This window comes from Chryseobacterium populi, assembly GCF_000282115.1.
In the GTDB taxonomy this organism is placed as follows: Bacteria; Bacteroidota; Bacteroidia; order Flavobacteriales; family Weeksellaceae; genus Chryseobacterium; species Chryseobacterium populi.
In genome coordinates this window covers 37,756-63,833 of the sequence record NZ_AKJY01000085.1, presented here as the reverse complement: position 1 = coordinate 63,833, position 26,078 = coordinate 37,756, and the positions used below count along the sequence as shown (strand labels likewise).

Sequence of the window (26,078 nt, the reverse complement as noted above, 5' to 3'; positions counted from 1 at the left end):
ATGAAAAAATTTACACTCATATTTCTATCATTAATAAGCTTTTGTTTTAAGGCGCAGGTTGCTGAAATTTCAAGTCCGGACGGCAAGCTGAAGCTGAATGTATTTTCAGAAGAAGGAAAAGCATCGTATACCGTGACTTTCCAGGGAAAAACAATGCTTGGAAAATCTCCGTTGGGACTGATAACCAATGAATCGGATTTTTCTGAAAATTTAAAATTCATCAGCAGCAAAAAAGACAATATTTCTAAAAAATATACCAACGAAAAAATCAAAAAATCAGAAGTTGAATATAAAGCCAATGTATTAACTGTCAGTTTCATTAATGCAGATCAGTTCAATATCGGAATTGAATTTCAGGTAAGTAATAACAATGTGGCGTTCCGATACGATATTCCGCCAATGAAAGACCGTTTCAGTATTGTTGTACAGTCGGAAGTTACCGGGTACCGTTTTCCACCACAGACCACCACGTTCCTCTCGCCTATGATGAAGCCGATGACCGGCTTTGCCCGAACAGCACCAAGCTACGAAAGTGGTTATAAAGCAGATGCGGAATTAGGAGCTAAATCAGATTATGGTTACGTTTTCCCCGGACTCTTCCATATTGGGAATGATGGCTGGATTTTGCTTTCAGAGACAGGAGTGAACAGTTTGTACTGCGCTTCACATCTCAACACTACTGCGGAAAAAAAACTTTATCAAGTAGCTTATCCGGATATGGCAGAAAATAACGGTTTCGGGAGTTCCGGTGCAGCTCTTTCTCTTCCGGGAAAAACACCGTGGAGAACGATCACAATTGGAGATTCTTTAAAACCGATTGTGGAAACCACCATTCCTTTTGATGTAGTAGATCCGCTTTATAAGCCTTCACAGAAATATCAGTTTGGGCGTTCTACATGGAGCTGGATTCTATGGCAGGATGCGAGCATGAACTACGACGATCAGATAAAATTTATAGACCTTGCTGCTGCTTTGAAATATGAATTGATTCTCATTGATGCACTTTGGGATAAAAACATCGGAAAAGAAAGGATGAAAGAGCTCGTTCAATATGCCAGATCCAAAAACGTGGGTGTGATGCTTTGGTACAATTCCAACGGAGCCGCCAATGATGCGCCAATGGGGCCGAGAAATAAAATGAATACTTCTGTAGAACGCAAAAAAGAAATGAAATGGCTGAAAGAAACCGGCGTAAAAGGTTTGAAAGTCGATTTTTTTGGCGGAGACAAGCAGGAAACAATGCGTCTGTACGAAGATATTTTGTCGGATGCCAATGATTTTGGTTTGACGATTATTTTCCATGGTGCCACTTTGCCGAGGGGCTGGGAAGTGATGTATCCGAATTATGCAGGAAGCGAAGCCGTTCTGGCCTCTGAGATGCTTTATTTTTCGGAAGATGTTCGTAAGCAGGAAGCATTTTTTGCCACTTTGCATCCTTTTATCAGGAATACGGTGGGAAGTATGGAATTTGGAGGAACTTTTCTCAATAAATTCTTAACCCAATCCAACAAAGAAAAAAACAGAAGATCAACCACAGACGGATTTCAGTTAGCTACAGCTGTTCTGTTTCAGAATCCGATCCAGATGTTTGCCGTAATGCCGAATAACCTGGTTGATACTCCAAAATTTCAGCTGGATTTTATGAAAGAAATTCCGACCCTTTGGGACGAAACGGTTTTCATCGATGGTTATCCGGGCAAATATTCGGCTGTTGCAAGAAGGCATCAGGACAAGTGGTATGTTGTAGGAATAAATGCCGGAAAAAGTGTTAAAAAGCTTAAACTAAAGCTCCCGATGGCAGCAGGCAAAAATATGGAACTCATCAATGATGATAAATCCGGAACCACTTTTACAAAAACGATTTCCATCAGTAAAAAAGGAGAATACGAAATAGAAATTCAGCCGAATGGTGGATTTGTTTTGAAAAATTAAAATTTGGGCAGCTATTCCGCCTTCCGCTCCCAATCTTTTTGTTTTAAGAAAACAAAAAGGATTTCCGCTCAAGTCGGACTGCGAGCGATTTGCAGTCAAAAATATTAAATAAAACCTTATAGGTTTCAATCAAATACAATATAAAGGTTATGAACAGATTACCAGTACTATTTTTCGTTGCATTATTGTTTTGTGTCTGTTTTAATGTTAAAGCAACCGAAAGGTTTATTACAACCGAAAAAACAAATGATGTCATTCTCCTGAAAGACCAATCTGTCAGGATTTCTTTGTACACAGATGCTCAGACAGATGCAGGAATATTGAGAGCTGTAAGAAATCTGCAATCCGATTTTCAGAAAGTAACAGGAAAACAGCCTGACATCCTGAGTCAGGTTTCCGGAATGAATACCCCATTAATCATTATCGGAACCGTAGGAACACAATCTGTAATTGATGATTTGATCAGACAAAAAAAGATTGATAGCAAAGCATTAGTGGGAAAACGTGAAAAATACATCATTCAGAATATCAGCAACCCGTTTCCGGGAGTTTCGGAAGCGATCGTAATTGCAGGAAGTGACAAGAGGGGAACGATTTATGGGATTTATGAAGTTTCGAAGCAGATTGGTGTTTCGCCCTGGCATTATTGGGCAGATGTTCCTGTGGAAGCGAAAGAAAATCTATATTTCAAAAAAGGGATTTATACCGATGGAGAACCGGCTGTAGAATACCGTGGAATTTTCCTGAATGATGAAGAACCCTCTCTTGGAGGCTGGGCAAGAGCGACTTTTGGAGGGGTTAATTCTAAATTTTACGAAAAAGTTTTTGAGCTGATTCTTCGGTTGAAAGGCAACTATCTCTGGCCTGCCATGTGGGGCAAAGCATTTTATGACGATGATGCTCTGAGCGGACCTTTAGCCAATGAAATGGGAATTGTGATGGGAACTTCTCACCATGAGCCTATGGCGCAGGCACAAACCGACTGGCACAGGTACATTAAAAAAAATAACCTTCCGAACGTCTGGGATTATTCAAAAAATGCCAAAGTGTTGCAGGAATTTTGGAAAGCAGGGATCATAAGAAGCAAAAGTTGGGAAAAACTGGTTACTGTCGGGATGCGTGGCGAAGGTGACGAAGCAATGGGAGAGGGAACTAATATTTCCTTACTTGAAAAAATTGTAAAAGACCAGCGCAAAATTATTGCAGATGTGACCGGAAAAAAAGCGGACAAAACGCCTCAGGTCTGGGCTTTGTACAAAGAAGTCCAGGACTATTACGACAAAGGAATGAGGGTTCCTGATGATGTTATTCTGCTGTTTTGTGATGACAACTGGGGCAATGTGAGGAAACTTCCGGATCTCTCAAAAACCCTGCATAATGGCGGTTACGGAATGTATTATCATTTTGATTATGTTGGCGGGCCAAGGAATTCCAAATGGATCAACATAAGTCCGATCCAGCGTGTTTGGGAGCAGATGAATCTGTCATACGAACATAAAGTAGATAAAGTTTGGGTGGTAAATGTAGGTGATTTAAAACCAATGGAATTCCCGATCAGCTTTTTTTTGGAAATGGCATGGAATCCAAAACAGTTTAATGCTAAAAACCTTTTGGAATATACCGAAAAATGGGCTGCACAGCAGTTTGGGGAAAAGCATGCAAAAGAAATCGCCGGAATGATTAACCTGTACGCCAAATACAACCGGCGGGTAACACCGGAAACACTTGACGGCAATACTTTCAGCCTGCAGAATTATAATGAATTTGAAACCGTACTCAATGATTACAGAGCTTTGGCAATAGATGCTTTACGTTTGAAAGACCAGATTCCTGCAGCATATCAGGATGCTTATTATCAGTTGGTTCTTTATCCGATTGATGCATGCAGTAATTTGTATGAAATGTATTATGCGCTGGCTAAAAACAAAGAATTGGCGGCCAGAAATGATATTAAAGCCAATTTCTATGCAGATAAAGTGAAAGCGTGTTTTGAAAGAAATGCCTATCTCGATAATCAATATAACAATGAGATTGCCGGCGGAAAATGGACACATATGATGGACCAGATGAAGATAGGATACAAAGCCTGGTTTGATGGAAAAGAAAATATAATGCCTGAGGTAACCTATGTTTCCGAAGCGAGTGTTTCTAAAGAAAAAGTAGTTGCAGAAAAAGAGGGTTACGTTTCTATTGAAGCGGAAAATTTTGTGAGAATGAAGAATTCAGACAGGATCCATTGGGAAGTTATCCCTGATTTTGGAAAGACAAAATCCGGCGTGACTACATTTCCTCAAAATGCCTGTCCGAAAGCTGATGAAAATATCTATCTGGAATATGATATTAATTTTGAGTCAAAAGGTGAGTTTGAAGTACAATTGCTGTTAGCTCCAACATTGAATTTCAATCACAATAAAGGATTGCGCTATGAAATTTCATTTGATAGCGGAACACCGCAGACCGTCAATTTTAATGGCCATTACAAAGGCGAATTGGGAAAATGGCAGGCGGAGCACATCATTAAATCCGTTACAAAACATTCGATTTTAGAACCCGGAAAACATACACTGCGTTTCAGGGTACTTGAACCGGGAATTGTACTTGAAAAAATATTGATCAATACAGGAGGTCTTAAACCTTCTTATCTGGGTGCACCCGAAAGTGATCTTCTTCACTGAAAATGACATGAAAACTTTTCAACCAAACACATTAAATATATGAGGAACCGGTTCTGACTGCATTAAATTTTTTAAATATTGTTTAAACAAAAATGGAGAATGTAAGCGGCAGTTGATTTTGTAACGACTTTATTTACGTGATAGTTACCTGGAATGATTTTCAGGGTAAGTTCTTGATGGCTAACAGACGTGTTAGTTGCCTTGAAAGGGTATTTATTATCTGTAAATCAGCTATTTCTGCTGAAAATGAATCGCGAATATTCGCAAAAACTAAAACATTATGAAAAAACTTGTTCATCTTATTGTAATACATTTTATATGGCTGCTTTTCGGCAGTTCTTTATACGGACAGCTTACAACAGTTAAAATTGATAAGAATATTACTTATCAGAAAATAAAGGGATTTGGAGGATTTGTATGCAGTCCGCAGTTTGCTTATAACCACATGTCCACGTCAGAAATCCAGACACTTTGGGGAGCGGGCAGTGAAGCAGGATACAATATCATGAGATTATATATTCCTGAAAACAGCAGCAATTGGAGTTCTGTACTGCCTACTGCCCAGCTTGCAAAATCATTGGGACTTACTATTTTTGCCAGCCCGTGGACTATGCCGGCAGCCTGGAAAACCAATAATCATGTCAACGCCGTTTATACCGATACAAACGGAGTACAGCAGATTGGGTATTTAAAACCTGAAAATTATCAGGATTATGCACTTTATCTTAATAGTTTTGTGACTTATCTGCAGACAAACGGTGTGGAGCTCGATTATATTTCTATTCAGAATGAACCGGATGAAATGGCTCAGTATCAGGGATGCATATGGACTCCAACGCAGATTGCAACATTCATAAAGGATTATGGAAATCTTATCAACTGTAAAGTTATTGCACCGGAAAGTGTAGGCTTGACGGATAACTTTGCCAATGCATTGCTGAATCCCGCTACAATGGCTAATTTTGAAGTGTATGGCGGTCACCAGTATGGCCTTATGCAATCCGCTTACAAACAGTTTCAAAATTATAACAAAGAAATATGGCAGACAGAATATCTTATCAACTGGAATTCATCCAACAGTCAGACTCCACGTGATTTTAGCTGGAATATTGATGCTTTTTCTTTTGCCAATAGTGTAAATAACGCTTTGCTAGGAAATGTAAACGCATGGATTCATTACGCCTCAAAACGGTATTACGGATTAATGGGCGACGGAACCTACGGAACTTCTGCAGGGATTATGACTAAAAGAGGCTACATACTTTCTCACTATGCCAAATACACCACGGGAAAAACAAGAATAGATGCCAAATGGGATGATAAAACCGGAATATTGCAGGGATCTTCTTATATTTCTCAGGACGGTAACCAGGTGGTTCTTATGGTAATCAATTCATCTTCCAATACATATAATCTTAAGGCAGATCTGCCTTTTTATACTGCTTCAGGTACAAAAGTGCTCACGAATACAATCACGAATATGGCCACCACGCCCATATCAATGGCCAGCTCTACATTCCGTCCGGCTATTGAGATCAGCCCTTCAAGTGTTATGACGTTTGTTTTCAATAAAAGCGGAGACAGACCGGTTTCCCTTATGACCGGCAGTAACGTTCATTATAATAAAATTGAAACCCAATCGACTACCAATGCTGCTTTCGGCACAGCATTCAATATAAGCAATACTAATGTAACTTTTTCAAATCCCAGTCCCCTTATAAGCAGTAATATGACTTCTGCCAATGGGTATCTTCAGCTTAATGACAGATTTAATAAATTCATTTTGCATGTCAACAGCTATACAACAGCCGGACAGAGTTATTCGGACAATACAACATTATACTATATCAACAGTCAGGGGGTTGCAAAATCATATAATTACGGAAGGATAAATTTTCCGGCAGGAGGAAATTTTGATATTGTGCTGGATATTTCCAGACAGGTTCTTACTGACGGTTGTAAAGGGATTCTTGGACTCAGAAATTCCAATTATAGCTCTGTTCTCACCCTTAATTTAGGAGATGTTTATTTTAATATAGGAAATGAAATCGCATCAAGGTTTGAAGGAACATATTCCAGCAGCGACAGCAATCTGATGGATGCTCTTGAAAACGGTTATTATACTTCATTAGATTTCAGGATTACTTCAGGAATTACACCGTCAAACAATTGGCAGCCGCTAACTGCGAATACAAACAGTATATTTTATGTGAATTCCAACGTGACTTCGTCTGCCAACAATGTGATTTCCGGGACCAGCTGTTCAAACCTTGTTCTTTCAGATCAGGGTAAAGATTTCCAGGTTCCTTTTAACTTTAATGCGGGTACAGCTTCTTACACCAGGGTTTTTAATGGTTACGATGTCCTTTTGCTGCCATTCGAAGCAACTACACCTGCCGGAGTGAATGTTTATCTCATGTCACCGGGGGCAGCCGGCATATCTTGTACAGCTGTTTCCGGTGGTGTAATTCCGGCAAATACACCAGTCCTTGTGAATGCAACCGGAAGCTTTACTTTTAACGGTACAGGAAATGTTTCTACACCAAAAGCAATTACTGTAAATCAGATGAATGGAGTATATCATACGATTAAAGTGCCTGCCAACAGCTACATTTTAAAAACTGAAAACGGGATCACAGGATTCTATAAAGTTATAGCAGGAAGCGAGCCGGTGATTAATCCTTTCAGGGCATATCTTACAGAAGAAAACGTTTTTACGGTAAGTGTTCTTCCTTTAAACTTTGCAGTATTGGGTGCCGAAAACAGTATTACAGATAAAAATGAAGTAAAAATATATCCAAATCCTGCAAAAACGGAAATTTTTGTTGTACTGAAAACTTCGGAGGCAATGGCTTCAATTTTTGATTCGAGAGGCAGACAGATTAGATCCGGATTGAAAATGGCTTTTGGAAAAAACCGTATCGAAGTAAGTGGTCTTCCTACAGGAGTATATTATATTGAAATTTCATCTCAAAATAATAAGATGATCTCACAGAAATTTATTAAGCAGTAAATAGTACAGCTAATTTATCACAAAGTCATCATACCAATTGATTATGATGACTTTGTTTATATTCATAATACAGATTAATTTCTTTATTTTTTCTTAAATAATAAGTGTTGTTTTTACATTTATTTAAAATAGAATCTTATATTTGTATTTATCATAAAAACGACCATAATATCTAAAATTTTATTAATCATAATCTGTTTTTAATATCATCTTATGAGAAAAATAATATTAAATATATCCATTTTCATTTGTGCCTTTTCATTTGGACAGAATTACAAATATCCATTCCGAAATCCCAATCTTCCGGTAGAGCAAAGAATAGAAAACCTGCTTGGGCTACTGACAGTTGATGAAAAAATAGGAATGATGATGGACAATTCCAAAGCGGTTCCCCGTCTGGAGATTCCTGCTTACGGATGGTGGAATGAAGCGCTTCACGGTGTTGCGAGGGCAGGAACAGCTACGGTTTTTCCCCAGGCAATTGGCATGGCGGCAGCCTGGGATGTTCCGGAGCATCTCAAAACTTTTGAAATGATTTCTGATGAAGCAAGGGCAAAATACAATAAATCTTTCGACGAAGCCAGTAAAACAGGACGTTATGAAGGTCTTACATTCTGGACTCCCAATATCAATATTTTCCGCGACCCAAGATGGGGAAGGGGCCAGGAAACCTATGGAGAAGATCCTTATTTAACTTCCGTTCTTGGCGTTGCTGCAGTAAAAGGCTTGCAGGGAAATGATCCGAAATATTTCAAAACACATGCTTGTGCCAAACATTTTGCAGTTCATAGCGGACCGGAATGGAACCGTCATTCTTACAATGCAGAAGTTTCCAAAAGAGATTTGTATGAAACCTATCTTCCCGCCTTCAAATCGCTAGTCTTAGAAGGAAATGTGAGAGAAGTGATGTGCGCTTACAACGCTTTTGACGGACAGCCTTGCTGTGCCAGCAATACCCTGCTTAACGAAATTCTTCGCGGTAAATGGAAGTACGACGGAATGGTGGTTTCCGACTGTTGGGCTTTGGCAGATTTTTATCAGGAGAAATACCATGGAACACATCCCGATGAAAAAAGCACTGCTGCAGATGCTTTGAAACATTCCACAGATCTGGAATGCGGAGATACTTATAACAATCTCAACAAATCTCTTGCAGGTGGATTGATTACTGAAAAAGATATTGACATTTCAATGCGGAGGATCCTAAAAGGCTGGTTTGAGCTTGGAATGCTTGATCCAAAATCTTCCGTGCTTTGGAACCAGATCCCATATTCGGTTGTAGATTCGGATGAGCACAAAAAACAGGCGCTGAAAATGGCACAAAAATCAATTGTGCTGATGAAAAATGAAAATAATATTCTGCCTTTCAATAAAAATATAAAAAAAATTGCAGTTGTAGGTCCTAATGCCGATGACGAAATGATGCAATTGGGAAATTATAACGGAACACCTTCTTCAATAGTAACCATTTTGGAAGGAATCAAGGCTAAATTTCCAAATACGGAAATCATTTACGAAAAAGGCAGCGAAGTTGCCGATCCATCGTCCAGAGCTTCACTTTACCAGAATTTTTTGAGTCAGAAAAATGGCGGAAAAGGGATGAAAGTAGAGTTTTTTAATAATAATGAGTTTAAAGGGAGTCCTGTCAATATTTCTGTTAACAAAACGGGAATCACTTATAATAGTTTCGGTGGAACTCAGCTTGCACCGGGAGTTGCAAGAGAGAATACTTCAGCAAGAATTTCCGGGGTTTTCAAAAGCAGCTATTCCGGGGAGGTGATACTTTCTGCAGCTACATCAGATGTATACACTCTGTTTGTTGACGGAAAAGAAATCGCTACCAGAAAAGGTCCGGATGCAAGACATTCTTCAGAATTTCCTGTAAAAATGGAGAAAGGAAAAGAATATCAGATAGAATTGCGGCACACCCAAAAAGGAAAATATGTGAGCATCAGCTTTGAAGTTTATAGAAAAGATCCTGTAAACTTTGCATCGGTAAAAGAAAAAGTAAAAGATGCAGATGTGATTGTCTTTGCGGGCGGACTTTCACCAAGTCTGGAAGGCGAAGAAATGTTGGTTAATGCCGAAGGCTTCAAAGGTGGCGATAAAACATCAATAGAGCTTCCGAAAGTTCAGCGTGAATTACTGGCTGAGTTAAGAAAAACCGGAAAACCTGTTGTTTTTGTCCTTTGTACGGGAAGCTCACTCGGTCTGGAGCAGGACGAAAAAAATTATGATGTGTTGCTTAATGCATGGTATGGTGGTCAATCTGGCGGAACTGCCGTGGCAGATGTTTTGGCAGGAGATTACAACCCTTCCGGAAGGTTACCGGTTACTTTTTACAAAAATCTGGAGCAGCTTGATAATGCGCTTTCAAAAACCAGCAAGCACCAGGGATTTGAAAATTACGATATGCAGGGAAGAACCTACCGTTACATGACGGAAAATCCTTTGTATGCATTCGGTCACGGTTTGAGTTATTCAAAATTCAATTATGGCAATGCAAAGCTGAGCAAAAACAGCATCAGTCCTAATGAGGATATTATCATAACAGTTCCTGTTACGAATATTTCGGATAGAGACGGGGAAGAAGTAGTTCAGGTTTACGTGAAAAGAAATAACGATGTTTTGGCTCCTGTAAAAACTTTAAGAGCTTTTGAAAGAGTTTTGATCAGGTCAAAAGAAACAAAAAATATTCAATTGACGATTTCCAAAGAATCATTTAAATTTTACGATGAAAAAGCAGATGATTTGATTTCAAAATCAGGAGATTATACGATTCTTTATGGGGGAACTTCAGCAAATTCTGGATTAAAAAATATGCAGCTGAAAGTCAGGTAATCTGTTGTCACGCAACGAAACCTTATAGGTTTTCAAAACCTGTAAGGTTTACAATAAATATACTAATACAGCTCATTCAAATAATATTATAGATATCATACTGAGCGTAGTCGAAGTGTCTATTTGGACAATAAAAATCTATGAAAACAAAAAATAAAATCTTTACAGGAATACTCTTTTTGAGTGCTGCATTTCTATCAGCCCAAGACAGCAATAAGCATATCCTTGATTTAGACGGAATCTCTACCCATATCAAAATCCAGCCGACGATGTACGGAATCTTCTTTGAAGACATCAATTTTGCTGCAGATGGCGGTATTTACGCTGAATTAATCAAAAACCGAAGCTTTGAATTTGATGAGCCATTGATGGGTTGGAAGCAGCAGAATTCAAGGATACTTTCTCATAATCTTGATTCCGGAGTTCTCACCATATATTCAGATGATTCCAAAACCAATAAGAACTATGCTAGAATCACTGTAAATAATGATAAAAGCTATATTCTGGAAAATGAAGGTTTCCGGGGAATTGGTATTCATCAGAATACCCAATATGATTTCAGTTTTGATTTGGAAAACGTTTCCGGGAATATTTCCGCGGTCAATGCAAGTCTCATAGATGAAAACGGGATGGTTATTTCCAAAGTTCCGATCCTTATCAAAGGAATAGGCTGGCAAAAATATACTGCCGTTTTTTCTCCATCAAGAACGGTTGAAAAAGCAAGACTACAAATCACCTTTACCGGAAACGGCGTTGTAAATATGGATATGATTTCCCTGTTCCCGCAGGATACGTGGAAAGGAAGAAAAGGCGGTTTGAGAAAAGATTTAGTTCAGAAATTATACGATCTGCAGCCGGGATTTCTCCGTTTTCCCGGAGGCTGTATTGTAGAGGGAAGAACACTTAATGAGCGATATCAATGGAAAAAAACAATTGGGAATGTTGCGGACAGAGAACATCTCATCAATAAATGGAGTTCAGGATTTGCCCATCGGCCGACTCCTGATTATTATCAATCGTTCGGATTGGGCTTTTACGAATATTTTCAGCTTTCCGAGGATTTGGGAGCAGAACCTGTCCCGATTCTGAGCTGCGGAATGGCTTGTCAGTTTAATACAGGCGAATTGGTTCATTTGGAAGAATTAAATCCTTACGTTCAGGATGCTTTAGATTTAATCGAATTTGCAAATGGTGATACCAATACAAAGTGGGGGAAACTGCGTGCCGATATGGGGCATCCGAAAGCTTTTAATTTAAAATTTGTCGGTGTCGGGAACGAACAGTGGGGCGAAGATTATATTGAAAGATATAAAGTTTTTGAAAAGGCTATTCACTCCAAATATCCCGAAATTAAAATTATTTCCGGAAGCGGGCCGTCGCCGGACGGAGAATTTTTTGATTATGGCTGGAAAGAGCTTAAAAAACTCAATGCACAGATTGTTGATGAGCATTATTACAATTCACCGGAGTGGTTTACAAAAAATGCTGGAAGATATGATGATTACGACCGTTCAGGACCAAAGGTTTTTGCCGGGGAATATGCTGCTCAGTCTGTGGGTGTAGTGAAACCCGACAACAAAAACAACTGGCAGACTGCATTGTCGGAAGCTGCTTTTATGACCGGGCTTGAGCGTAACGCTGATGTCGTTGCGATGACTTCTTATGCACCGCTTTTCGCACACGCAGACGGATGGCAATGGACACCGGATCTGATATGGTTCAACAATCTTCAGTCCTATGCAACCCCGAATTATTATGTTCAGCAATTGTTTTCCAACAATAAGGGAACCGATTTAATTAAAATTTCTGAAAATGGAAACCCTGTTAAAGGACAACATCAGCTTTTTGCGTCCGCCGTTCAGGATAGAAACAAAGGAGAGACTATCATCAAGGTGGTCAATACAGATTCTCAGGGAAAATCAGTTGAAATCAATCCAGGAAGCAGACAAATAGGAAATAAGCTCAACAAAATAACCTTAACAGCATCAAAGCTCTCTGCTGAAAATAACTTCCAAACAGAGAATATCAAACCGGTTGAGGAGATTTTAGCTTTGAAAAAAGGGAAATTTTTGGTTGATATTCCCGCTAATTCTTTCGTGATTTTAAAGCTTAAATAAATCCCACCATCGATCAGCAAAGAAAAAAATAAAATTAAGTGTGTTTTTTACATTTATTTAAAATAGAATCTTATATTTGTTTTATCTCTTAAACAAAAAATATAAGTATTTGTTAAAGTCTCATTAAAGATCATTCGCTTTTTCTTTTAAATGAACACAAACAGCAATATTTAGTTATGGAGATGTCGTCCTGAGCCTGGCGGAGGCTTAAAAATAATTTGTCAAAAAATTAACTACTTACCTTAATGAAAAAATATGTTATCGGATTAGATTACGGAACAGATTCAGTTCGTGCAGTCCTGATTGATACAGAAAACGGAGCAGAACTCGCAACATCTGTAAGCTATTACCAGAGATGGAAAGAAGGAAAATTCTGCCAGCCGGAACAAAATCAGTTCCGTCAGCATCCTTTAGACCATATTGAAGGTTTGCAACAAACCATTTTCCATGTAGTAAAAGAAAGTGGAGTAGCGCCCGAAAGTATTGTCAGCATTTGTATTGACACTACAGGCTCATCACCGCTTCCGGTAAATAAAGAAGGCCAGGCATTGGCTTTGACTCCGGGGTTCGAAGAAAACCCTAATGCGATGATGGTTTTGTGGAAAGATCATACTTCCATTGAAGAGGCAGAAGAAATCAACCGCTTGTCAAGAAATTGGGACGGCGAAGATTATACCAGATTTGAGGGTGGGATTTATTCATCTGAATGGTTTTGGGCAAAAATCCTTCATATCAGCAGACAGGATGAAAATGTGAAAAATGCTGCCCACAGCTGGATGGAACATTGCGATTATATCACATTTCTTCTTTCCGATAACCAGGATTTGGCAACGTTTAAAAGAAGTCGGTGTGCAGCCGGTCATAAAGCAATGTGGCACGAGTCATGGGACGGACTTCCTTCAAAAGATTTTCTTGGTCAGTTAGACCCTTCCTTAGCCGAACTTCGGGAAAGATTGTATGATAAAACCTATACTTCCGATGAGGTTGCAGGAAACTTAAACGCTGAATGGGCTGCAAAACTGGGATTGACTACGAATACTGTAATTGCTGTAGGAACTTTTGACGCACATTCCGGAGCTGTTGGAGCAAAAGTAGAAGAGAACACGCTCATCAGAATCATGGGAACATCAACCTGCGATATTATGGTTGCATCTAACGAAATTATCCAGGACAAGACCGTAAAAGGTATTTGTGGACAAGTCAACGGTTCTGTTATTCCGGGACTGATTGGCCTGGAAGCCGGACAATCGGCATTCGGTGATCTTCTGGCTTGGTACAAGGATATTCTCACCTGGCCTGTTCACCATATTCTGATGAATTCCGATATCATTGATGAAAATCAAAAACAACTTTTAAAAGAAGAAATAGAAGAAAACATTATCCGGAAGCTCACTTTGGAAGCAGAAAAAATTCCTCTTTCTGAAGCTGTCCCTATTGCCCTGGACTGGATCAACGGAAGAAGAACGCCTGATGCCGATCAGGAGCTGAAAGCCACCATCAGCAATCTTTCATTAGGAACAAAAGCACCACATATTTTCAAAGCATTGGTGAATGCCATTTGTTTTGGTTCGAAAAAAATAGTCGACCGTTTCGAAGAAGAAGGTGTGAAAATCGAAAAAGTAATCGGAATCGGTGGTGTTGCCAGAAAATCTCCTTTCATTATGCAGACCTTGGCAAACGTCCTCAATATGCCGATTGTAGTGGCAGCATCCGACCAGGCTCCGGCTTTGGGTGCGGCGATTTATGCAGCGGTTGCAGCGGGAATTTATCCCAATATTCAGGAAGCAAGCCAGAAAATGGGTTCGGATTTCGAAGCCGAATATTTTCCGCAGGCAGAGCAGGTAGAAAAATATGCAGAGTTGATGAGCCAGTATCAGATTCTTGCTGATTTTACCGAAAACAGCTTAAAACAGAAAAGCAGGAAAAGCAAAACATTGACGGACTAAAAAACACTTAGCAGTCAAAGAATTTTTGCAGGCTTTGCATTAAAAAAATATAAAAAAATAATAAAATGAGCAGATATAAAGAACTCCAGAGAGAATGTTACGAAGCCAATATGCAGCTGGATGCACTGAAGCTTGTCGTTTACACTTTTGGGAATGTAAGTGCCGTAGACCGTGACAAAGGAATTTTTGCCATCAAGCCGAGCGGCGTTCCTTACGAGCTTTTAAAACCGGAAGACATCGTGATTTTAGATTATGATGCCAATCTGGTCGAAGGAAAATTAAGACCCTCTTCCGACACCAAAACCCATGCCTACCTTTACAAGAATTGGGAGAACATCGGTGGGATTTCCCATACTCACGCCATTTATTCCGTAGCTTGGGCACAGGCGCAGTTGGATATTCCGATTTTGGGGACCACACACGCAGACCATCTCACGACAGATATTCCCTGTGCACCGCCGATGCGGGACGATTTAATCGAAGGGAACTACGAATACAACACCGGAATACAGGTTCTTGACTATTTTAAAGAAAAAGAACTCTCGTACGAGGAAGTGGAAATGATTCTTATCGGAAATCACGGACCCTTTACCTGGGGAAAAAATGCTGATAAAGCCGTTTACAACAGCAAAGTCCTGGAAACTATCGCAGAAATGGCCTATCTCACGAGACAAATCAATCCGGATGCACCGCGTTTGAAAAATTCGCTTATCAAAAAACATTATGAACGCAAACATGGTAAAAATGCTTATTACGGACAGTAACGGTGTTATTAGTGGAAAACAAAAGCAAACCTTATAGGTTTCTGAAACCTATAAGGCTGATAAACAAATTTATTTAAAGGGTTCAATAATAACCACAGATAAAACCTGTGGAAAGCATAAAAAATCATCATTTATAACATATGTTAACACCTCTCAATACAAAAGAAATCTGGTTCATCACCGGAAGCCAGCATTTATACGGACCTGAAACATTGGCTCAGGTTGCCGGACATTCAGGGAAAATAGTGGAAGAGCTCAACGCATCTTCATCCATTCCGGTAAAGGTTGTTTTGAAATCAACCGTAAAAACCACGGAAGAAATCTTTGAAACCCTTACAGCCGCCAACTTTGCAAAAGACTGTATTGGTATCGTAACCTGGATGCACACTTTTTCCCCTGCCAAAATGTGGATTCGCGGGTTGACCGCTTTACAGAAACCGATGCTGCATCTTCACACACAGTTCAATCAGGATATCCCGTGGTCTACCATGGATATGGATTTTATGAACCTCAACCAGGCCGCTCATGGCGACCGTGAATTTGGTTTTATGGTAAGCCGTCTCCGCAAGAACAGGAAAGTAGTTGTCGGACATTGGTCTGAAGAAAGAGTTCAGAAACAAATCGGGGACTGGAGTCGTGTTGCAGCAGGATGGGATGATTGGCAAGGCGCGAAATTTGCCCGTTTTGGAGACAATATGAGATATGTTGCCGTTACAGACGGAGATAAGGTAGAAGCGGAGACCCAATTTGGATTTTCGGTAAATACTTGGGGAATCGGTGATTTAGTAAGTGTTGTCAACTCCATAGGTGATGGCGAAGTGAAAACTTTGATGGAAGAATATGAAGCATCTTATAAGATGGCAGAATCTCTTCTGTTAGGCGGAAGCAACAGAAAATCACTTGAAGCAGCTGCCAGAATAGAATTAGGACTGGAAAAATTCCTGAAAGACGGGAATTTTAAAGGTTTTTCAGATACATTTGAAGATCTGCACGGGTTGGAGCAGCTTCCTGGAATTGCCGTTCAGAGACTGATGAAAAAGGGGTATGGTTTTGCCGGAGAAGGTGACTGGAAAACAGCAGCGCTTGTCCGTGCAATGAAAACCATGGGGCAAGGTCTGGAAGGGGGAAATGCTTTTATGGAAGATTATACCTATCATCTCAATCCGGCAAATCCTTCTGTTTTAGGTTCTCACATGCTGGAAGTTGACCCGGTTTTGGCGGTTGACAAACCATCTTGCGAAATTCATCAGTTGGGAATTGGGGGCAAGGCAGATCCTGTTCGCCTGGTTTTCAATTCAAGAGGAAATATTGATTCCCTGAATGCCGCCCTTATGGATTTCGGAAACCATTTCAGGCTGTTAATCAACAAAACAAAAGCATTGGAGATCACAGAAGAATTACCAAAACTTCCCGTGGCAAGAGTCCTTTGGAAGCCTTTTCCGGATTTGTACACAGCTGCCGAAGCCTGGATTCTGGCAGGCGGTGCGCATCATACGTGTTACAGTGAAAATATCAGCGCAGAACAATTGGAGGATTTTGCGGAAATCGCAGGGATAGAGTCGTTGGTTATTGATGAAGATACAAAAATCCGTGATTTTAAGAATATGCTTAGGTGGAATGAGATTTATTATCGTTAAACTTGCAAAATCATTTAGACTATGAAAAAAATAAGCTATAATCTGATTATCATTGCGTTTTTATGTATTTTCGGATGCTGCAAAAAAGAAAACAACAATCAGACCCAAAAAGGAAATATGGAAAACATACAGGTTTCAGGCTACGGAGTGACGGCAAAAGGCGATACTGTTAAAAAATATACTCTGATCAACAAAAACGGGATGAAGGTAGAAGTTATCAATTTCGGTGGAATTATCACTTCACTGACTGCCCCTGATAAAAACGGAAAATATGAAGACGTTGTTTTAGGTTTTACGAAACCTGAAGATTATTTCAACGGAAACCCGTATTATTTTGGGGCTTTGATCGGCCGTTATGGAAACAGGATTGCCAACGCAAAATTTACTTTAGAGGGCAAAACTTATGACATCGACAAGAATGACGGACCAAACAGCCTTCATGGGGGAAAAGATGGTTTCCATACCAAATTCTGGCATATTGAATCTGTGAAAGATGCTGAGTTTCCAACATTGAAACTTACTTACACAAGTGAAGACGGCGAAGAAGGCTATCCGGGAAAATTAACTACAACTGTTTTATATACTTTGACAGACGACAATGCCTTGGAGATTTCTTATGAAGCAACTACAGATAAAGCAACGGTTGTGAATCTTACCCAGCATTCTTATTTTAATCTTTCAGGAAATTTCACAAAAACCATTACCGACCACGAACTGCAAATCAACGCAGATCAATTTTTACCTGTCAATGAAACATTAATTCCGACTGGCGAACAGAAGGCAGTAAAAGGAAGCCCGTTTGATTTCACAGTTTCTAAACCTATCGGAAAAGATATTAATGCTGCCGATGACCAGTTGAAAAAAGGAAAAGGCTATGATCATAACTGGATTCTGAACGGAACTGGATTGAGAAGCATTGCAAAGGTCTATCATCCGGAATCAGGAAGAGTGATGGAGGTTTTTACAGATGAGCCGGGCGTTCAGTTCTATTCCGGAAATTTTCTGGATGGGAAATTTGAGACTAAAACCGGTGGGAAAAATGAATTCCGAACAGGGTTTTGTCTGGAAACCCAGCATTTTCCGGATTCTCCGAATCAGGCTTCTTTCCCTTCAACAGAGCTGAAGCCGGGACAAAAATATCAGACTAAAACGATTTATAAATTCTCAGTTAAAAAATAAATTATGGGAAACTTAGCGACTATTGATATCATCATATTTCTTATTTATTTTGTGGTGGTAGCGGGATACGGAATTTGGATTTACAACAGGAAAAAATCCGCGGCTACAGGCAGTAAAGATTATTTTCTGGCAGAAGGTTCACTCACCTGGTGGGCAATCGGTGCCAGTTTGATTGCATCCAACATTTCGGCGGAACAGTTTATCGGGATGAGCGGTGAAGGATTTTTTGTAGGAATCGCTGTTGCGGCTTACGAATGGATTGCAGCAATTGCACTGATTATCATCGCCGTATGGTTTATACCGATTTATTTAAAGAATAAAATTTATACAATGCCCCAGTTTCTGGAAACCCGTTACAACAAATCAGTTTCACTGATTATGGCGGTCTTTTGGCTGTTTCTGTATGTGATTGTAAATTTAACCTCAATTCTTTATCTGGGTGCTTTGGCTATTAATACTTTGTTGGGTGGAGATAATCTGCACACCATTATGATTGGATTGCTTCTGATGGCTTTGCTGATCGGCTTAGGTGGAATGAAAGTTATCGGATACACCGATGTGATCCAGGTAGCGGTTTTGATTATCGGAGGTTTTGCGACCGTTTATATGGCCCTCCAGATTGTCGACCAGAGAATAAACGGAGTGGCTGTAGGAAATGCTTTAGCAGGTTTCCAGACATTAATAAACGAAGCACCGCAGCATTTTAAATTAATTCTTGATAAACCAGCTACAACTACCACAACACTGGCAATGCCGGAAAACCTGAATGTTCAGAAATATGTTGTTTTACCGGGTCTGGCGATGTATTTTGCGGGACAGTGGATTGTAAATCTGAATTATTGGGGATGTAACCAGTATATCACGCAACGTGCTTTGGGTGCTGATTTGAAAACTGCAAGAACCGGAATTTTATTCGCAGGGTTTCTGAAATTATTTATGCCGATTATCGTAATGCTTCCGGGAATTGCAGCATATGTTTTATACACAAAAGGACATTTACCTGGTTTCAACGGAGTAAAAGACGGAGCTTACTCAGCCATTTTAAGCTTTTTACCTACCGGTCTTAAAGGACTTGCAATCGCAGCGCTTACCGCAGCGATCGTTGCTTCTTTGGCGGGTAAAGTAAACAGTATTTCCACGATTTTTACTTTGGATATCTATAAAAAATACCTGAAAGCAGATGCCACCGAAATTCAGATGGTTAGAACAGGACGTTGGGCAATTATTATTGCAATGTTCGTGGCTTTGGCATTTACGTGGACTGATGTTTTGGGGATCGGCGGAGAAGGTGGCTTCACGTTTATTCAGAAATATACCGGATTTATCAGTCCGGGTGTTTTTGCGATGTTCCTTTTGGGAATGTTCTGGAAAAGGACCACAGGAACGGCAGCTTTGGTAGGCGTTCTTCTCGGTTTCTTACTGGCTATTTTCTTCAACAGTTTTGCTGTCGGTATTTTCGGAAAAGAAACCTGGCTGTATACAGCTTTCACTTATGAAAAATTAGAAAATGGTGTGGTTCATACCATTACGGAAATTCCATTTTTAATTAATATGGGATGGTCATTCTTCATTACTGTTATTGTTATGGTCCTGATAAGTTTGGCTGGCCCGAAAGTGAATCCGAAAGCCTTCGCCATCGATGCAACTATGTTCAAAGTAGATTCCAGAACTTTAATAATGATTGTAGTTACAGTTCTTTTATTGACTGCACTTTATGTGAGATTCTGGTAATTTCAGAAATAATTAAAAGTAGGATGTCGTTATGGCATCCTATTTTTGTTAAAATACTGATGATTTTGTAATTTTAAAAAAGTTTTGAAAAAATATCTCCTTTTCATCGACACAGAGACAACAGCAATTCCGAAGCGCTGGAACGTTCCATATTCTGAAACAGATAACTGGCCTTCAGCAGTTCAGCTGTCGTGGATTTTGTATGACGAAACCGGTAGCGAGATTAAAAGGGAAAATTTTTATATTAATGCAGAGGATTTGAAAATCAGTGCAAAGTCGTTCAGAGTTCACGGAATTAGCAAAGAATTTTTAAGCAGAAACGGAGAAAACCGAAGGGTTGTTTTAGAAAAACTTTCAGAAGATATCCAGCAATATCATCCTTTGATTACTGGGCATTTCACAGAATTTGATATTCATACGCTCAGTTGTGATTATTACAGGGCAGATCTGGAAAACCCATTTCAGCAAAGTCATTTTTACTGCACGATGCTCAAAAGTAAAGACTATGTTTTGAATGCCGAAGCAGATTACTTTCGCTTGCCGCAGCTTTACGATTTCCTTTTTAATGAAAAGATGCAACCTGCTCACGATGCAATGATTGATGTGGAAATGACAGCAAAATGTTTTTTTGAAATTCGTTCACGAGGAGAAATTTCTGACAATGAACTTCAAAATATCCATGACGAAATAGAATGTAAATTGAAATTTTTAACAGGTAAAATGAAATAGTAGTATGGAAGAAAAAGTTATTTCATTACTTAAAATTACAGAGCCATTTCATCTTTTGCCCGAAACGGTTCTTGCTGAAATTTCTGAAACCCTTACAAAAACCGGGTTTTCCAGAGACACGCTGGTTTATCGCCAGGAAGTTACTGAGCTGACAGGTGTAGATATTATATCGTCGGGGGAATATGAAACTTTCTTTTTCGATGCGGCAGAAAATAAAAGATGTGTGACCAGACACCATTCGCCTTATTGTTTTGGAGGAATTTCAGTGGTTCTGAACAGAGTTCGTGCGCTGAAATCTGCGATAGCAAAAAAAGGAACTGTGGTTTATACCTTACCTAAAAAGGAATTTTACGAATTGTGTAATGCCTACGAAGATTTTTTTCATTATTTCACTTCAGATTTTGGAAAGAAAATGCTGGATGAGGAGTTTTCCCACTTTATAAAAACACCTGCTACTTTTGAGGAGAGTTATTTCGCAGCCGACCAGCTATATTCCAGGAAAATTGAAGGGATTGCTTACAAAAGTATAATTTCGTGCGAAGAAAGGACACCCGTTTTTGAAGCGGCTAAAATGATGGCAGCCTATAAGGTAAGTTGTATTTTCATCAAAAAGTCGGGGAGTGATGAAATTATTGGTTATGTGACAGATATTACCTTGCGGGATAACGTCATTGCCCGCAGTCTGGATTCAGGGATAGCCATTTCAGAGGTAATGGATAATCCGATTGTAAGCATTTCAAGCGATGCTTATTTGTATGAAGCAGTTCTGATGATGTTTAAAACCAAATCGAGGTATCTTCTGGTGAAAAATAAAGAAGAATATATAGGATTCCTGAGCAGAAACCGTTTGCTGAGCGAGCAGGCGCAAAGTCCGCTGGTTTTTATCCAATCAGTGAAGCAGGCAGAAAATACCGAAGAGCTTCGCAAAAAATGGAAAAAGGTTCCGGATATTATCAATCAGCTTTTGGGAAGAGGAGTGCATGGCGAAATTGCCAGTCAGATCATTACCACGATTGCCGATACCATTACCGGAAAAGTAATTGAGAAAGTTATAAAGGAAATAGGAAAACCACCTGCAAAATTTGCTTTCATTGTCACCGGAAGTGAAGGACGAAAAGAACAGACGCTGAGTACCGACCAGGATAACGGGATTATTTACGAAGACAAGGCCAACGAACATCGGGAAATGGTAAGGGCGTATTTTCTGGATTTTGCCGGAAAAGTTTCAGAAGACCTTAACAAAATTGGTTTTGAGTACTGCAAAGGTGGTTTTATGGCAAGCAATCCGAAATGGACCCATTCTCTTTCTCACTGGAAAAGAAATTATACCCAATGGATTGAAGAATCAGTACCCGAAAATGCAATGAAATTTTCAACTTTTTTTGATTTCCGTTTTATTTATGGTGATGAAAATATTGTACGTGAACTGAAAGTTTTTATCAAGGAAAAACTGGTTTCGCCCAATCAGATTTTCTTTGCGCACATTGCAAAAAATGCATTGCAGTACGAACCTCCTCTGACCTTTTTTAAAAGGATAAAAACGCAGACTGTCGGGAAATCAGAAGTTTTCGATATTAAAACAGCGATGTCTCCAATTGTAGACCTGGTTCGTGTATACGCACTGAAAAATCATCTGGAAATAGAAAATACAGGTGAACGAATGAAAAAGCTGACTGACATCGGAGTTTTCACAAAACAGCAGTATAACGAAATGCACCATTCTTACTATTATCTCATGGCGCTCAGACTCAAAAATCAGGCGAATCAAATTAATATGGATAAAAAAAATCCTGATAATTATATCGAAATTAGTAAACTGACTAAAATAGAACGTGTGACCTTAATCGAAATTTTCAAGACTATCGCCAATTTTCAGCTGGGAATCAAAGTGAAATTTACCGGAAGTTTCTAGGTTAAATTTTAAACATAAAGCCTTCCGAAATTTTCTTATTGTATTTTTCTTCGTCAAAAGTGTAGAGAAAAGACCCTTTTTTAGAAGAGCTCATATCTTTTTCATTCGTTTTTACCAGGACATCCAGTGCATTGATTTTGCTGGTGAAATTACGCTTGTCATATTTTTCATCAAAAATAGCTTCATAAAGATTCTGAAGGTCTTTCATTGTAAACTTTTCAGGCAAAAGCTCAAAGCCAATCGGTCTTGTGGTTGCTCTTCTTCTCAGTCTCAGAACGGCATCTTTTACCATTGCGTTGTGATCAAAAATCAGATCAGGACAGTCTTTCAGGTCAAACCATTTTGCACTGTATTTTTCATTGATTTGAATATTATCCTGAATATTGATTAAAGCGTAGTAAGAGATTGACATAATTCTGGCTGTAGGTTCGCGATCAATTTCAGTATAGGCATTCAGTTGTTCCAGGTAGATATTTTCCAATCCAGTTAACGAATTCAGTACGCGGTTAGCAGCTTGGTCAGAATTTTCCTTATCATCAATAAATCCACCCATCAGCGACCATTCTCCTTTTTTTGGCTCGAAATTTCTTTGTACCAGAAGAATTTTCAGATTTTCACCGTCAAAACCGAAAATGATACAGTCTACTGCGACAAGATGTTTAGGATAATTAAGATAATTTTCTTCCATCAAAAATGATTTTATACAAAGTTAAATGTTTTAGAGCAGATTATAACAGGAAAAAATGAATAAATGTATATTGAACACTTTATTTTTTCTTCATACTCCCTTTTTTGAGGATTTGCTGGTTTCAGGCAGGATTTTGGGGATTTTTTTTCATCATTTCAGAGAATTTTTTGTCTAAATTACATGAATCCAATATGAATGTAACGTTAAAATTATGTTAAAATTTTATTCGGAGCTTCAGTAAGTATTTATACGGGGCATATTCTTTAAAATACGATAAGTCCGGGTATCAATTTTTATTGGCTCATCTAAACATACGATATCTATTTTGATAATGACTAAATTACATTTATTGAATTGATATTCTATTGTTTGTCTATTCTTGTTTTTTATGATAAGCTAAAGATTTTCAAAGGCATTTTTCATTGTCTGAAAATACTTTCTTAACAGAGCCTGTTGCTGAATTCTGAAAATTGTTTGCCATTTGGATACTTTCTTTTATTTTAGAAATGTAGAAATAACATTTATTAATGAATAAAAAATCGTTGATATGGCTTTTAGGCTTTACTTCTCTGACTTTCGGACAGATGAAGAAAAATGTTAATTACTTTCCGCTCAACAAGGTTCATTTGTCCGAAAGTGTCTTCAGTAAAGCGATGCAGACAGATGAGAAATATATTCTGTCGATGGATGCTGACCGGCTTCTTGCACCCTATTTGAAAGAAGCAGGGTTGAAACCTAAAAAAGCAAACTATCCCAATTGGGAAAATACAGGACTGGATGGCCATATCGGGGGGCATTATATTTCCGCTTTGGCGCTGATGTATGCTTCCACAGGCGATGCCAAAGTTAAGCAGCGTCTGGATTATATGATTGATGAGTTGGAGCGTTGCCAGAACCTTTCAGAAAACGGTTATCTTTCAGGTGTTCCGAATGGGAAGAAAATTTGGAAGGAAATTGCCGGTGGAAACATCCGTGCCGCGACTTTCGGCTTGAATGACCGTTGGGTTCCTTTATATAATATTCACAAAATATATTCAGGTTTGCGCGATGCCTATTGGTATGCAGATAGTGGGAAAGCGAAAAAAATGCTTATCAGGCTCACAGATTGGATGGTTGGCGAAGTTTCCGTGCTTTCCGATGCACAGATTCAGAATATGCTTCGAAGTGAACACGGCGGACTGAACGAAGTTTTTGCAGACGTTTACGACATTACAAAAAATCCGAAATATCTCAGGCTGGCTCACCGTTTTTCTCATCTTGCCATTTTAAACCCGTTGTTGAATGGTGAAGATAAATTTACAGGAATCCACGCCAACACGCAGATTCCGAAAGTAATCGGTTTTAAGAGAATTGCAGATTTGGAAAACAATAAAGAATGGAGCAATGCGGCAGATTTTTTCTGGATTAATGTCACGCAAAAAAGATCAGCGGTTATAGGGGGAAACAGTGTGAGCGAACATTTCAATCCTATCAATGATTTCAGCGGAATGATTAAAAGTATCGAAGGCCCGGAAACCTGCAATACCTACAATATGTTGAAGCTTTCCAAAGAATTATATGCGACGAATCCGAAATCGTCTTATATAGATTATTACGAAAGGGCCTTATACAATCATATACTTTCCACACAAAATCCCGAAAAAGGAGGTTTTGTCTATTTCACGCCGATGCGTCCCGGTCATTACAGAGTTTATTCCCAACCGGAAACAAGCTTTTGGTGCTGTGTAGGTTCCGGGATGGAAAATCACGCCAAATATGGCGAAATGATTTACGCACATTCAGATGAAGATCTTTATGTGAATCTGTTTATTCCTTCCATTTTAAAGTGGTCTGAAAAGAAAATGGTTCTGAGACAGGAAAACAATTTTCCGGAGTCGGCATCAACAAAATTAATTTTTGATGTTGTTTCAAAATCAGATATAAATATGAAATTAAGGGCACCGGAATGGTCAGATGCCTCTCAGATTACCATTTCAGTGAATCATAAAAATATAAATGTGCCGATTGACGCCGAAGGTTATTTTTCTGTCAAAAGAAAATGGAAAAAAGGTGATGTTATCGAAATGAAAATGCCAATGCACCTTTCCGCAGAACAGCTTCCGGACCATTCAGATTATTTTGCATTCAAATATGGCCCGATTGTTTTGGCTGCGAAATATGGAAAAGAAAATCAGGACGGACTTTTTGCTGATGACAGCAGAGGCGGGCATATTGCGCACGGACCTCAGATTCCTTTAAATGAAATTCCTGCAATTTTGGGAAGCCCAACATCAGTTTTAAACCATTTGGAAACAATTAATGGAAAGGATTTGACATTCAGATTGACAGGCTTATATCCTCAAAGTAAATTCAGCAATGGATTAGAATTGGTTCCGTTTTATAAAATTCAGGAAGAGCGTTATATCATTTATTTTCCACAAGCGAATCAGGATAAGATTGAAATGATTCAGAAGCAGAAAGCCAGGGAAGAAGAGGAAATCAGAAAGCTGAACAGCATTACTGCAGACAACATCCGGTTGGGTGAGCAGCAGCCGGAATCAGATCATTTTATCGACAGCCAAGATTCCGGTACCGGCTACATGGAAGACCGCCATTTTCGTGAGGCAAAAGGCTGGTTCAGCTATCAGATGAGAAACAGGAATAACAATGCAAAATATCTTTATCTTCTTTATTTTGATGCCAATAGCAACCGCACTTTGAATGCGGAAATCAATGGAGTAAAAGTTATTTCTAAACATTTCGATGGAAAATCAGGCAGCTCTCCACAATCATTATTAATCCCGATTCCTGAATCTGAAACTCGTAAGGAAATTCTTACGGTAAAATTTAATTCAGATGAAAAATACCTTACACCGAAAATCATTGAGGTACGGTTGCTTAATCAAATACCCGACAAAAACTAAAATAAACTGCA

14 protein-coding genes are annotated in these 26,078 nt (G+C 39.1%); 13 read left to right on the top strand and 1 reads right to left on the bottom strand.

All coding sequences use genetic code 11. The features are described 5' to 3' along the window. The 12 genes from PMI13_RS16975 (at position 1) to PMI13_RS16920 (ending at position 22,476) form a co-directional block, all read left to right on the top strand. Positions 1–1,932, top strand: coding sequence for a glycoside hydrolase family 97 protein (locus PMI13_RS16975; RefSeq protein ID WP_007845990.1), 1,932 nt, complete (start codon positions 1–3; stop codon positions 1,930–1,932). Between the two features lie 149 nt (positions 1,933–2,081). Continuing rightward, positions 2,082–4,607, top strand: coding sequence for a glycosyl hydrolase 115 family protein (locus PMI13_RS16970; protein ID WP_007845988.1), 2,526 nt, complete (start codon positions 2,082–2,084; stop codon positions 4,605–4,607). Positions 4,608–4,887: 280 nt separating this feature from the next. Further along, positions 4,888–7,620 (top strand): T9SS type A sorting domain-containing protein, encoded by a 2,733-nt coding sequence (locus PMI13_RS16965; RefSeq protein ID WP_007845987.1) that lies wholly within the window; start codon positions 4,888–4,890, stop codon positions 7,618–7,620. Between the two features lie 213 nt (positions 7,621–7,833). Next, positions 7,834–10,461 (top strand): glycoside hydrolase family 3 C-terminal domain-containing protein, encoded by a 2,628-nt coding sequence (locus tag PMI13_RS16960; RefSeq protein ID WP_007845985.1) that lies wholly within the window; start codon positions 7,834–7,836, stop codon positions 10,459–10,461. 140 nt (positions 10,462–10,601) lie between these two features. Further along, positions 10,602–12,578, top strand: a complete 1,977-nt coding sequence (locus PMI13_RS16955) for an alpha-L-arabinofuranosidase C-terminal domain-containing protein (protein ID WP_007845984.1) — start codon at positions 10,602–10,604, stop codon at positions 12,576–12,578. A gap of 245 nt (positions 12,579–12,823) precedes the next feature. Continuing rightward, positions 12,824–14,524, top strand: a complete 1,701-nt coding sequence (locus PMI13_RS16950) for a ribulokinase (protein ID WP_007845982.1) — start codon at positions 12,824–12,826, stop codon at positions 14,522–14,524. Positions 14,525–14,589: 65 nt separating this feature from the next. After that, positions 14,590–15,288 (top strand): L-ribulose-5-phosphate 4-epimerase, encoded by a 699-nt coding sequence (locus PMI13_RS16945; protein ID WP_007845980.1) that lies wholly within the window; start codon positions 14,590–14,592, stop codon positions 15,286–15,288. A 140-nt stretch (positions 15,289–15,428) separates the two neighbouring features. Next, positions 15,429–16,925, top strand: a complete 1,497-nt coding sequence (araA, locus tag PMI13_RS16940) for an L-arabinose isomerase (protein WP_007845978.1) — start codon at positions 15,429–15,431, stop codon at positions 16,923–16,925. Between the two features lie 21 nt (positions 16,926–16,946). Then, complete coding sequence (locus tag PMI13_RS16935; protein ID WP_007845976.1) at positions 16,947–18,104, top strand: aldose epimerase family protein; 1,158 nt, start codon at positions 16,947–16,949, stop codon at positions 18,102–18,104. 3 nt (positions 18,105–18,107) lie between these two features. Beyond that, the gene (locus PMI13_RS16930) at positions 18,108–19,835 is read left to right on the top strand and encodes a sodium:solute symporter family transporter (protein ID WP_007845974.1); all 1,728 of its coding nucleotides are present in this window, start codon (positions 18,108–18,110) and stop codon (positions 19,833–19,835) included. Between the two features lie 84 nt (positions 19,836–19,919). After that, a complete protein-coding gene (locus tag PMI13_RS16925; RefSeq protein ID WP_007845972.1) occupies positions 19,920–20,564 on the top strand; it encodes a 3'-5' exonuclease in 645 nt (214 codons plus the stop codon). A gap of 4 nt (positions 20,565–20,568) precedes the next feature. Continuing rightward, entirely contained in the window at positions 20,569–22,476 is a 1,908-nt protein-coding gene (locus PMI13_RS16920) for a DUF294 nucleotidyltransferase-like domain-containing protein (RefSeq protein ID WP_007845966.1), read from the top strand. A 1-nt stretch (position 22,477) separates the two neighbouring features. Here PMI13_RS16920 and PMI13_RS16915 read toward each other — a convergent pair whose 3' ends face one another. Continuing rightward, positions 22,478–23,164 (bottom strand): NUDIX hydrolase, encoded by a 687-nt coding sequence (locus tag PMI13_RS16915; protein WP_007845959.1) that lies wholly within the window; start codon positions 23,162–23,164, stop codon positions 22,478–22,480. 527 nt (positions 23,165–23,691) lie between these two features. On the opposite strand from PMI13_RS16915, the gene PMI13_RS16910 reads away from it, so the two are divergent. Further along, positions 23,692–26,067: a glycoside hydrolase family 127 protein gene (locus PMI13_RS16910; RefSeq protein WP_007845958.1), complete on the top strand. Its 2,376-nt coding sequence runs from the start codon at positions 23,692–23,694 to the stop codon at positions 26,065–26,067. Positions 26,068–26,078: the final 11 nt, after the last annotated feature.

Excerpts from the sequence above, each read along its gene's own strand:
- PMI13_RS16975 (WP_007845990.1), top strand. The coding sequence starts at position 1 with ATGAAAAAATTTACACTCATATTTCTATCATTAATAAGCTTTTGTTTT.
- PMI13_RS16970 (WP_007845988.1), top strand. The coding sequence starts at position 2,082 with ATGAACAGATTACCAGTACTATTTTTCGTTGCATTATTGTTTTGTGTC.
- PMI13_RS16965 (WP_007845987.1), top strand. The coding sequence starts at position 4,888 with ATGAAAAAACTTGTTCATCTTATTGTAATACATTTTATATGGCTGCTT.
- PMI13_RS16960 (WP_007845985.1), top strand. The coding sequence starts at position 7,834 with ATGAGAAAAATAATATTAAATATATCCATTTTCATTTGTGCCTTTTCA.
- PMI13_RS16955 (WP_007845984.1), top strand. The coding sequence starts at position 10,602 with ATGAAAACAAAAAATAAAATCTTTACAGGAATACTCTTTTTGAGTGCT.
- PMI13_RS16950 (WP_007845982.1), top strand. The coding sequence starts at position 12,824 with ATGAAAAAATATGTTATCGGATTAGATTACGGAACAGATTCAGTTCGT.
- PMI13_RS16945 (WP_007845980.1), top strand. The coding sequence starts at position 14,590 with ATGAGCAGATATAAAGAACTCCAGAGAGAATGTTACGAAGCCAATATG.
- araA (WP_007845978.1), top strand. The coding sequence starts at position 15,429 with ATGTTAACACCTCTCAATACAAAAGAAATCTGGTTCATCACCGGAAGC.
- PMI13_RS16935 (WP_007845976.1), top strand. The coding sequence starts at position 16,947 with ATGAAAAAAATAAGCTATAATCTGATTATCATTGCGTTTTTATGTATT.
- PMI13_RS16930 (WP_007845974.1), top strand. The coding sequence starts at position 18,108 with ATGGGAAACTTAGCGACTATTGATATCATCATATTTCTTATTTATTTT.
- PMI13_RS16920 (WP_007845966.1), top strand. The coding sequence starts at position 20,569 with ATGGAAGAAAAAGTTATTTCATTACTTAAAATTACAGAGCCATTTCAT.
- PMI13_RS16915 (WP_007845959.1), bottom strand. The coding sequence starts at position 23,164 with ATGGAAGAAAATTATCTTAATTATCCTAAACATCTTGTCGCAGTAGAC.
- PMI13_RS16910 (WP_007845958.1), top strand. The coding sequence starts at position 23,692 with ATGAATAAAAAATCGTTGATATGGCTTTTAGGCTTTACTTCTCTGACT.